Source organism: Pelomonas sp. KK5 (genome assembly GCF_001984095.1).
In the GTDB taxonomy this organism is placed as follows: Bacteria; Pseudomonadota; Gammaproteobacteria; order Burkholderiales; family Burkholderiaceae_C; genus KK5.
Genome location: NZ_LYVQ01000225.1, coordinates 1 through 10,707, shown reverse-complemented (window position 1 = coordinate 10,707; position 10,707 = coordinate 1). Strand labels below are relative to the sequence as shown.

At 69.4% G+C, this 10,707-nt stretch carries 10 protein-coding genes and 1 tRNA gene; 8 read left to right on the top strand and 3 right to left on the bottom strand.

The genetic code is table 11. From position 1 onward, the window contains the following. Together B0W88_RS34945 and B0W88_RS25630 are read left to right on the top strand one after the other, a co-directional pair. The coding region (locus B0W88_RS34945) for a hypothetical protein (protein ID WP_233151843.1) at positions 1-230 on the top strand (230 nt) is incomplete at its 5' end. A gap of 111 nt (positions 231-341) precedes the next feature. Then, complete coding sequence (locus tag B0W88_RS25630) at positions 342-827, top strand: DUF4148 domain-containing protein (RefSeq protein WP_077037436.1); 486 nt, start codon at positions 342-344, stop codon at positions 825-827. Positions 828-869: 42 nt separating this feature from the next. Here the strand turns inward: B0W88_RS25630 and B0W88_RS25625 are convergent. Further along, positions 870-946, bottom strand: a tRNA-Arg gene (locus B0W88_RS25625). A gap of 22 nt (positions 947-968) precedes the next feature. Then, complete coding sequence (locus B0W88_RS25620; RefSeq protein ID WP_077037435.1) at positions 969-2,963, bottom strand: OPT family oligopeptide transporter; 1,995 nt, start codon at positions 2,961-2,963, stop codon at positions 969-971. Positions 2,964-3,253: 290 nt separating this feature from the next. Between B0W88_RS25620 and B0W88_RS25615 the strand changes: the two genes are divergently transcribed. Genes B0W88_RS25615 through B0W88_RS25600 form a run of 4 tightly spaced genes read left to right on the top strand, consistent with a single transcriptional unit; the run spans position 3,254 to position 8,230 of the window. Then, positions 3,254-4,891: a 3-(methylthio)propionyl-CoA ligase gene (locus tag B0W88_RS25615; protein ID WP_077037434.1), complete on the top strand. Its 1,638-nt coding sequence runs from the start codon at positions 3,254-3,256 to the stop codon at positions 4,889-4,891. Next, positions 4,888-5,898, top strand: a complete 1,011-nt coding sequence (locus B0W88_RS25610; protein ID WP_077037433.1) for a YeiH family protein — start codon at positions 4,888-4,890, stop codon at positions 5,896-5,898. Before B0W88_RS25615 ends, B0W88_RS25610 begins: the two co-directional genes overlap by 4 nt. Positions 5,899-5,928: 30 nt before the next feature. Next, complete coding sequence (locus B0W88_RS25605) at positions 5,929-7,239, top strand: MFS transporter (RefSeq protein WP_144006968.1); 1,311 nt, start codon at positions 5,929-5,931, stop codon at positions 7,237-7,239. A gap of 16 nt (positions 7,240-7,255) precedes the next feature. Then, a complete protein-coding gene (locus B0W88_RS25600) occupies positions 7,256-8,230 on the top strand; it encodes a quinone oxidoreductase (protein ID WP_077037431.1) in 975 nt (324 codons plus the stop codon). Between the two features lie 9 nt (positions 8,231-8,239). On the opposite strand, the gene B0W88_RS25595 is transcribed toward B0W88_RS25600, so the two are convergent. Further along, positions 8,240-9,268 (bottom strand): AraC family transcriptional regulator, encoded by a 1,029-nt coding sequence (locus B0W88_RS25595; RefSeq protein ID WP_077037430.1) that lies wholly within the window; start codon positions 9,266-9,268, stop codon positions 8,240-8,242. A gap of 131 nt (positions 9,269-9,399) precedes the next feature. On the opposite strand from B0W88_RS25595, the gene B0W88_RS25590 reads away from it, so the two are divergent. Both B0W88_RS25590 and B0W88_RS25585 read left to right on the top strand, forming a co-directional pair. Beyond that, entirely contained in the window at positions 9,400-10,248 is an 849-nt protein-coding gene (locus tag B0W88_RS25590; protein WP_077037437.1) for a TauD/TfdA family dioxygenase, read from the top strand. 2 nt (positions 10,249-10,250) lie between these two features. Continuing rightward, positions 10,251-10,707, top strand: a 457-nt coding sequence (locus tag B0W88_RS25585) for a HAMP domain-containing protein (protein WP_144006967.1), incomplete at its 3' end; no start/stop codon positions are given.

Below are 10,707 nucleotides of genomic sequence, written 5' to 3'. Positions count from 1 at the left end.
CCCGCCGCAGGCGCAGCAGCCGCCAGCCCGCCCGCCGGCGCCGCCGCAAGGCCGGCCGCCTGGCCGGGAGGGCGGACGGGAGGGTGGACGGGAGCGAGGTCGGGAAGGACGGCCGGCAGGCAAGCACGAGGCGCCCGACAAGCACGAAGGCGGGCATTGATCGCACCCGCGGCCTGGCAGCGAGCGACATGGCGCTGTTCCCGAATCAGGAACAGTGCTTTGCGCGATGACTAGTGTTTTCCCTAGGGTCGGGTCATTACAGTTCAGGCCATGGACACGGCACTGAACACCACCCGGACGCCGCGAGCCAATCAACCCGATTGAATCGAAAGGAAGACACCATGAACAAGACCGCATTCGTTTTTGCTGCAGCCCTGCTGTCCGCCGGCGTGATGGTCGGCAGCAGCGCCTTCGCCGCCGACACCGGCGGCAAGACCCGCGCCCAAGTGGTCGCCGAGCTGGCCCAGGCCCAGAAGAGCGGCGAGCTGGCGGCCATCAACAGCGAAGACCCGCTGGCCGCGATTCGCTTCCACGAGCAGCAGTCCGCCGGCCAGGGCAAGACCCGCGCGCAGGTGCAGGCTGAACTGGCCCAGGCGCGCCAGAGCGGCGAACTGGCCGCGCTGAACAGCGAAGATCCTCAAGCCATCCAGCGCTTCAACGACCGCCAGTACGCCCACCAGGGCAAGACGCGCGCGCAGGTGCAAGCAGAACTGGCCCAGGCGCAGAAGAGCGGCGAACTGGCCGCCCTGAACAGCGAAGACCCGCTGGCGATCCAGCGCTTCGCCGCCAGCAAGGCCGCGAAGAAGACGGAAACGCTGGCCGAGTAAGCGCGCAGGCGCCTCGGTGCGATCCGTCGCGAGACCTTGATTTGGCCTGACCGGAGGGACTCGAACCCCCGACCTGCTGCTTAGAAGGCAGCTGCTCTATCCAGTTGAGCTACGGTCAGCCGAAGAAGGAAAGACGGAAGTTTAGCCGCCGATCAACACGTTCACGATCGCGTTGCCGATGCCCATCAGCGCCGCGCCGGAGATCAAGCCGGCGCAGATGGGCTCGCAGCCTTCCACCCAGCGGCGGTAGCCCGAGCTCTTCTTGTCCGTGAAGCGCTTGGACAGGAACCAGAAGGCCAGCGCGCCGATCCACATCGCCAGCGTCGACTCGGGCGGCAGCACCACGCCCAGGCCCACCGACACGGCGGAGATCTGGAAGCGGCCGCGGCTGGCGATGCGGGCCACCTCCAGCACGATCGCGCTGACGACGGCGAAGCCCACCGCGATGACGGCCGAGGTCGGCAGGCCCTTCAGGCCCTTGGCGATGATCTCGGCCACGCCCTTCCACTGGATGGCCGCGGGCATCGAGAACTGCTCGCTGACCAGCGTGGAGATCGAGCGCACGCCGTTGGCATCGGCCGGCAGGAAGAGCAGGAAGAACAGCGGCACGCAGGCCAGCACGCCCGAGACGATGCCGATCACGTGGCCGATCACCTGGTGGCGCGGCTTGCCGCCCAGCATGTAGCCCGGCTTGATGTCGGACAGCAGGTTGGCGGCGTTGGCGGCGATCTCGCTGGTCATGCCGGCGGGCAGCAGGTTGCTGGCCGGGTTGCTGCGGTCGATCGCGCCCATCGTGAACTGGGTGATCTTGGACAGCGAGCCGGTCGGGGTCCAGGACGTCAGCGCCATCGAGTTGGTGCAGATGATGGTCAGCACGAAGATCAGCGGCAGCGAGACCAGGGCCAGGAACAGCGGCACGCCGAAGAACACGTGGGTGACCCAGGCGCCGAGGAAGCCGAACACCGGCACGCCGACGTAGGAGACCCACAGCGGCACCTCGATGTCCTTCAGGATGTCGGTGCCGGGCTCGGCCTTGTCCTTCTTGCGGCCGGCCATCGACTTGAAGGCCGAGGTGAACAGCTCCGGCTTGGCCAGCAGGCCCACCAGCGAGCCGGTCACCATCATCGCCACGCCCCACCACATCGACCACTGGTTGACGATCTCGGCACGCGAGAGCGGCACCAGCGCGCCGGTCGGGCCGACGCGCGGCGCGATGTCGCCGATCTGGATCATGATCGGCGCGAGGATCGCGAAGTTGATGAAGGAGCCCAGCATGCAGCTGGTGGCCACGGCGATGCCCATCAGGCCGCCGACGCCCATCATCGCCACGTCGGCGGTGAGGCGCAGGCCCAGCACGCGCAGGTCGGTGCCGAGGATCCTCGGGATCGCGAGATCGAACTTCGCGGCCGCCTCGTAGTAGTACTGGTCCAGCCGCTCATGGAAGGTCCAGGGCTCCTTCATGCCGGCCCACTTGTCCATGCGCAGGACCTTGAACTGCAGCAGGTTCATCCAGCCATCGCTGATGAGGGCCTGGTAGGCGGCGGCCAGGCCGGCCACCTTGGCCAGCAGGCGCGCCTTGTACATGCCCTCGCCGGCCTCGCCGGTGTAGAGGGAATCGAGCACCACGCCGCAGGCGCGGCCTTCGGGGAAAGGCAGCTGGTCCTCGTTGATGAAGCGGCGCTTCATCGGAAACGCCACCAGCACGCCGAGGATGGACACCACGGCGATCCAGATCATCAGCTGCCACCAGGGGATCAGCTTGCCGCTGACCATCATGTAGGCCACCAGGCTGGAGAACAGCGGCGTCACCACATAGCCGGCCGCCGTGGCGATCGACTGGGTGCAGTTGTTCTCCAGCACCGTGAAGTCCGAGGCCCAGCCGGCCGCATGCATCATGCGGAAGAGCGCGAAGGCCAGGATCACGGACGTGAGGCCCACGCCGATCGCGATGCCGGTCTTGGCGCCGATGTACAGGCCGGTGGCCGACAGCACGCCGCCGAGCAGGAAGCCGGTGAAGCCGGAGCGCAGGGTCAGCTGCGCCATCTCGCCGCGGTAGACGTTCCGGAACCACCACTCGTCCTTTTGGGCGCGAGTCCAGGTGCGGGTCTGCTCGTCGGTCAGTTGCTGGATAGCCATCGGTAATGCTTGAAGGAAAGGGATGGCCTCGATAAAGGCCGAAGGCGCGGATTGTCCCTGCCGGTTACGGCCGGTTTCCTCGGGGGATGCCCCAAGGAGGATGACAGGCGCTCACAAAAAAACCCGCTGCGGGCATCGCGCTCGCAGCGGGTCTTTTGGAAGTCGGAGCCGCGGGATTCTACCCGGCCGCCAGTGGCGCCAAAGGATAAGCGCCTGTCGCCGCGCGTCAATCGCGATCGCAGGCCGCATCGAAGAATCCGGCCATCGACAACAGCCCGGAGACGACGACGATGAACGGCCTGATGATGCAGCGCGCGCTGCTGGTGTCCTCGCTGCTGGTGCATGCCGAACGGCATCACGGCGGTCAGCAGGTCGTCTCGCGGCGGGTCGAGGGCGACGTCCATCGCTACAGCTTCCGCGAGATGGCCGCCCGTTCCCGCCGCGTCGCCAACGTGATGGATGCGCTGGGCATCGGCCCCGAGGCGCGCGTCGGCACGCTGGCCTGGAACGGCTACCGCCACCTCGAGCTGTACTACGGCGTCTCCGGCGCCGGCCGCGTGCTGCACACGCTGAACCCGCGCCTGCACCCGGACCAGATGGCCTGGATCGCCGACCATGCCGAGGACGAGGCGCTGTTCTTCGACCTCAGCTTCCTGCCGCAGGTCGAGGCGATCGCTGCGCGCGTGAAGACGATCCGTCATTTCGTCGCCTTATGTGACCGTGGCCACATGCCCGCCGCCAGCGCCATCCCCGGCCTGCTCTGCTATGAGGACCTGCTCGCCGCCGCCAGCGATGCCTATGCCTGGCCCGAGTTCGACGAACACCGCGCCAGCTCGCTCTGCTACACCAGCGGCACCACCGGCAACCCGAAGGGCGTGCTCTACAGCCACCGCTCCACGCTGCTGCACTGCTACGCCGCCGCGCTGCCCGACTCGCTGAACTGCTCGGCCCGCGACACGATCCTGCCCGTCGTGCCGATGTTCCATGTCAACGCCTGGGGCCTGCCCTATGCGGCCTGCATGGTCGGCGCCAGGCTGGTGCTGCCGGGGCCAGGTCTTGACGGGCGCAGCCTGTACGAGCTGTTCGAGAGCGAAGGCGTCACCGTCTCGGCCGGCGTGCCCACCGTCTGGCAGGGCCTGCTGGCCCACGTCGAGACCCACGGCCTGCGCTTCTCGACGATGCGCCGCACGATCATCGGCGGCTCGGCCTGCCCGCCTGCCATGATGCGGGCCTTCCAGGAAAGGCACGCGGTGGACGTGCTGCATGCCTGGGGCATGACCGAGATCAGCCCGCTGGGCACCGCCTGCGCGCTGAAGCGCCATCAGCTGGAATTGCCGGCCGCAGAGCGCTACCGGGTGCAGGCGAAGCAGGGCCGCGCGGTGTTCGGCGTGGACATCAAGATCGTGGACGACGCGGGCCGCGAACTACCCTGGGACGGCCAGACCAGCGGCGAGCTGCTGGTGCGCGGGCCGTGGATCGTGTCCGGGTACCTGAATGGCGAAGGAGGCTCGCCGCTGGTGGACGGCTGGTTCCCCACCGGCGACGTCTGCACGATCGACGCCGACGGCTTCATGCTGATCACCGACCGCGCCAAGGACGTGATCAAGTCCGGCGGTGAATGGATCGGCTCGATCGAGCTGGAGAACATCGCGATGTCCCACCCCGCCGTGGCGATGGCCGCCTGCATCGCCGCGCGGCATCCGAAGTGGGACGAACGGCCGCTGCTGGTCGTCGTGCGTCGGCCCGGCGTCGAGCTGGCGAAGCAGGACCTGCTGAACTTCTACACCGGCCGCATCGCCCGGTGGTGGACGCCGGACGACGTGGTCTTCGTGGACAGCATCCCGCTGGGCGCCACCGGCAAGATGCTGAAGAACCGGCTGCGCGAGCAGCACGGCGAGCACCTGATGACGACGGCAGTGCCGGCATGAGCACACTCGCCCTGACCCGCTGGCCCACGCTGGGCCGCACGCTGTTCCCCGGGCTGATGGCCTGCGGCGTCGTGGCCGCGGCGGCCACCTTTCTGTCGGAACACTACGGCGCGCCGGTGATGCTGTTCGCGCTGCTGCTGGGCCTGGCGATGAACTTCCTCTCGGCCGAGGGCAACAGCTGCGGCCCCGGCATCGGCTTCACGGCGCGCGAGCTGCTGCGCGTCGGCGTGGCGCTGCTGGGCCTGCGGGTGACGATCTCGCAGGTCGTGCAGCTGGGCTGGCAGCCGCTGGCAATCGTGCTGATCAGCGTGGTGCTGACGATCACGCTCTCGATGGTCGTCGCGAAGCTGCTGGGCTTCCAGGCCATCTTCGGCCTGCTGACCGGCGGTGCCACCGCGATCTGCGGCGCCTCGGCGGCGCTGGCGCTGTCGGCCGCGCTGCCGGCCCACCCGCAGAAGGAACGCGCCACGCTGTTCACCGTGATCGGCATCAGCTCGCTGTCCACGCTGGCGATGATCGCCTACCCGATGATCGTGCGCGCGCTGGGCCTGGACGAACACGCCGCCGGCGTCTTCCTCGGCGGCACGATCCACGACGTGGCCCAGGTGGTCGGCGCCGGCTACAGCCTCTCGCGCGAGACCGGTGACGTGGCCACCCTCGTCAAGCTGCTGCGCGTGGCGACGCTGCTGCCGGTGATCCTGTTCGCCTCGATGCTGACGCGGCGCCGTGGCGATGCGAGCGCCGGCCCGCGCCCGCCGCTGCTGCCCTGGTTTGCCGTCGCCTTCGCGATCCTGGTGGCCGTCAACAGCACCGGCCTGCTGCCCAAGGCCGTGCAGACGCTGGGCACGCAGATGTCCGGCTGGTGCCTGGTGGCGGCGATGGCCGGCATCGGCATGAAGACCCAGCTCAAGGATGTGATCACCGTCGGCTTCAGGCCGGTGGCGCTGATGCTGGGCGAGACGGTGTTCCTGGCCGCGCTGGTGCTGGGGCTGATGAAGTTCCTATAACGAAGAGATGGAGACAGAGACATGCATGCGATGACCCTCGACGACGACCGACCGGCCGTGGCCGGCGCGCCCGACGGCTACCTGGTCCGCCCCGCCCAGGCCTGGTTCGCCTTTGCGATGACCTTCGGCCTGATGCTGCTGGACTATGTGGACCGCCAGGTCATCGTCTCGCTGTTCCCGTACATCAAGGCCGACTGGGGCTTGAGCGACAAGCAGCTCGGCGGCCTGGTCTCGATCATCTCGCTGGTGGTGGCGCTGGGCGGCCTGCCGGTCGCGCTGCTGGCGGACCGGCTCAGCCGCGTGAAGAGCGTCGTCGTGATGGCGCTGGTGTGGAGCCTGGCCTCGCTGTCCTGCATGTTCTGCGGCAGCTACGGCCAGCTGTTCACCGCGCGGGCGCTGGTGGGCGCCGGCGAAGCGGGCTACGGCTCGGTCGGCGCGGCGCTGATCGCCAGCCTCTTCCCGCGCCGGCTGCGCTCTGGCCTGTTGGGCGCCTTCTTCGCGGCGGCCTCCTTCGGCTCGGTGCTGGGCGTGCTGCTGGGCGGCACGATCGCCGCGCACTGGGGCTGGAAGGCAGCCTTCGGCGCGGTCAGCGTGCCGGGCCTGGTGCTGGCGCTGCTCTACCTGTTCGTGCGCGACTACAAGACGGTGGAGATCGTCAGCCCCAGCGCCAGCGGCTCCTACCTGTCGGTGGGCACGCTGCTGCGCCGCACGGCGAAGACGCTGGCCCGCACGAAGACGCTGGTCTGGGCCTGCCTGGGCGCCGCGATGCAGCTGATCGTCGTCTCCGCGATCTGGTCCTGGCTGCCGAGCTTCCTGAACCGCGTGCATGGCATCCCGGCCGACCAGGCCGGCCGCCAGGCCGCGCTGGTGGTGCTGGCCGGCGCGCTCGGCGGCTTCATCTGGGGGCTGCTGGTGGATCGCGCGGCGCAGCGCTGGGCCGGCCGCCGGCTGCTGGGCGTGGCGCTGCTGTGCCTGCTGTCGATGGGACTGTTCCTGGTGGCCTTCGGCGTGCTCTCCGGCGCCGCGCAGTTCAAGCTGATCGTGCTCGGCGGCTTCGTGATGACCTGCACCGTCGGCCCGATCTCGGCCGTGGTGTTCGACGTGATCCACCCGGCCGTTCGCTCCACCGGCGCCGCCGTGCTCTCGCTCGCGCAGAACCTGCTGGGCCTGGCGATCGGGCCGGTGCTGACGGGCTGGCTGTCGGACGCCCTCGGCCTGCAGCAGGCCCTGACGCTGGTGCCGCTGTTCAGCGTGCTGGCCGCCCTCTTCTTCCTGCGCGCGATGCGCAGCTACGAAACCGACCTGCGCGCCGTCGCCGACGTGCGCCTGCAAGCTGCATAACCGAGAAGGAATCACCATGAACAGCAAGGCCATCCGTTTTCACGCCACCGGCGGCCCCGAAGTCCTGAAGCTGGAGACCGTCGAGGTCGGCGAGCCCGGACCGGGCCAGGTGCGCGTGCGCCACACGCGCATCGCGGTCAATTTCATCGACATCTACTTCCGCACCGGCCGCTACCCGGCGCCTCTGCCGAACGGCCTGGGCTCTGATGCCGTTGGCATCGTCGAGGCCGTCGGCCCCGACGTGTCCTTCCTCGCCGAGGGCGACCGCGTCGGCTACATGTTCGGCCCGCTGGGCGCCTACTCGGAGCGCCGCGTGATGCCGGCCGAGGTGCTGATCAAGCTGCCCGACGGCATCTCCGACGACACCGCCTCGACGATCATCATGAAGGGCCTCACCGCCCAGTACCTGTTCCGCCAGGTCTACCCGCTGCAGGGCGGCGAGACGATCCTCTATCACGCGGCGGCCGGCGGCGTCGGCCTGATCGCCTGCCAGTGGGCGAAGGCGCTGGGCGTGACGATGATCGGCACCGTCAGCTCCGACGAGAAGGCCGAGGCCGCGCTGGCCGCCGGCTGCACCCACGTCATCAACTACAGGCGCGAGAACTTCGTTGAAAAGGTGCTCGAGCTGACCGGCGGCAAGGGCGTGCCGGTCGTCTACGACTCGGTCGGCAAGGACACGCTGGCCGGCTCGCTGGACTGCCTGCAAAAGCGCGGCACCCTGGTCAGCAACGGCACCAGCTCCGGCCCGGTCGTCATCGACACGATGCAGCTCGCGGCCAAGGGCTCGCTGTGGGTCACGCGGCCGGCGATGGTGGACTACGCGCTGCCACGCCCGAACATGCTGAAGATGGCCGACGAGCTGTTCGACCTGGTGCTGGCCGGCAAGATCGTCAGCACGCCGCGGCAGAAGTTCGCGCTGGCCGATGCGGCCGAGGCGCACATCGCGCTGGAGTCGCGGGCGACGATCGGCGCGACGGTGCTCGTGCCATAACGGCGAACTTCAGCGGCGCGGCCGGGCGGCGGCGCGGCCCTGGGAAGGGCTGCAGCCGAACTGCCCCACATACCAGCGCGAGAAGCCGCTCGGCGCCGAGAAGCCCAGCAGCGCGGACACCTCGGTCAGGGGCCGGTCGCTGCCCGACACATGCCGCTCGGCCAGCTCCACGCGCAGCTGCGTGACGATGTCGGAGAAGCTGGTGCCCTCTTCCGCCAGCCGGCGCTGCAAGGTGCGGCAGACCAGGCCCAGGTGCTCGGCTACCGTCTCGATCGTGCAGCGGCCGCCGGGCAGCAGCAACAGCGCGGTGCGGCGCACATCGTCCAGCACCGGCGCCTGCCGGCCCTGTTGCTGGCGCTCGCTCAGCTGCGCATCGAGCAACTGCTGCGCATAGCGGGCCATGGCCGGGTCGGCCGTCGGGTTGCGGGTGTCCAGCTCGCCGCGGGCGCAGACGATGCCGTTGAAGTCGTGATCGAACTCCACGCAGGGACCGAACACCCGCAGGTGCGTGGACAGGTCGCGCGGCGCCGCGTGGGTGAAGCAGACGCGCCGCGGCTGCCAGTCCGCGCCGAGGAACTGGCGCAGCAGCCGCAGCGTGATGCCGGTCACCAGCTCGATCGACTGGCGCGTGCGGGCGCGCGCCTGGCCCACCGCCAGTTCCTCGCGGATCACGACGACGCCGGCAGCCTCCTCCATCACCAGCGACATCGCGCCGTTGAGCAGGCGCTGGTAGCGCATCAGCACGTTCAGCGAGTCGCGCAGCGTCGGCTGGTCGCGGATCAGCAGGCCCACCGGCCCCATCGTGCCGAGCTGCCGCAACTCGGCCATGCGCAGCCCGAAGGACTCGCAGCTCGACTGCTGCGCGGCGCGTTCCAGCAGCTCGCTGACCCGATCGGCCGGCACCTGCAATTCCGGCTCCTGGAGCACACGGGCATGCAGGCCGGCATCGGCCAGCAGGCGGCGCAGGTCGAGGCCGAAATGCTGGGCCACCTCGGCGAAATGGGTCAGGCTGGCGCCGCGGACGAAGGTGCTGCTCATGTGGCGCGCAATGGTAAGTGGCTGTCCGGTCAAGTCAAGCGTTGGCGGGTGCCCGATCGAATACTGCGGCCATCAGAAGACGAAGGAGACAAGCCGTGAACGTCATCACCAGCGCCGCGCTGACCCGCAGCATCCACGTGGAGCCGCTCACCTGCACGATCGGCGCCGAGCTGTCGAACGTGCAGCTCGGCGCCGCCGCGCACGATGCCGGCCTGATCGCCGAGATCCGCGCGCTGCTGCTGAAGCATCGCGTGCTGTTCTTCCGCGACCAGGACATCAGCCGCGCGGAGCACGTGGCCTTCGCCCGCCACTTCGGCGAGCTGGAGGACCATCCGGTGGTCGGCAGCGACCCGGAGCACCCGGGCCTGGTGCGCATCTACAAGTCGCCTGAGACGCCCGCCGACCGCTACGAGAACGCCTGGCACACCGACGCCACCTGGCGCGAGAAGCCGCCCTTCGGCTGCGTGCTGCGCTGCGTGGAGTGCCCGCCGGTGGGCGGCGACACGATGTGGGCGAACATGGTCGAGGCCTACGCGCGCCTGCCCGGGGACATCAAGGCGAAGATCGCCGGCCTGCGCGCCCGCCACAGCATCGAGGCCAGCTTCGGCGCGGCGATGCCGATGGAAAGGCGCCTGGCGCTGAAGGCCCAGTTCCCCGATGCCGAGCACCCGGTCGTGCGCACGCACCCCGAGACCGGCGAGAAGGTGCTGTTCGTCAACGGCTTCAGCACCCATTTCACGAATTTCCACACGCCGGAGCACGTGCGCTTCGGCCAGGACTACCAGCCGGGTGCCGCTCAACTGCTCAGTTACCTCATCAGCCAGGCGCAGATCCCCGAGTACCAGGTGCGCTTCCGCTGGAAGCCCAACTCCGTGGCCTTCTGGGACAACCGCAGCACCCAGCACTACGCGGTGATGGACTACCCGCCCTGCCACCGCAAGATGGAGCGGGCCGGCATCATGGGCGAGGCGACCTTCTGAGCATGGGCAAGACGCTCTCGATCAAGGCCCGGCTCACGCTGCTGGTGGCGATGCTGATGGCGCTGCTGGTGCTGGCCGTGTTCGCCAACCTGACGCGCCAGTCCCAGTCCGCGCAGGAACTGGCGGCCGCCTACACGCACGAGGCGCTGGCGCCCGAGGCGGCCGCCGCGCGCGCTGACAAGGTCAGGCAGGACTACGAGGCGGCCCTGTGGCGCAACGTCTCGATCACCGTGCTGGCCCTGGGCCTGTGCGGCACGATCGCCCTGCGCCTGACGCGCTCGATCGTCGCCGCGCTCGGGCAGGCCGCGCGGCTGGCGGAGGCCGTGGCGGCCGGAGACCTCCGGCACCGCCAGGGCGAGGACAAGCGCGGCCGCGACGAGCTCGCCGACCTGCTGCGCGCGCTGGACCGCATGAGCGGCGGCCTGGCGGACCTGGTGGGCCAGGTGCAGGCCGCCGCTC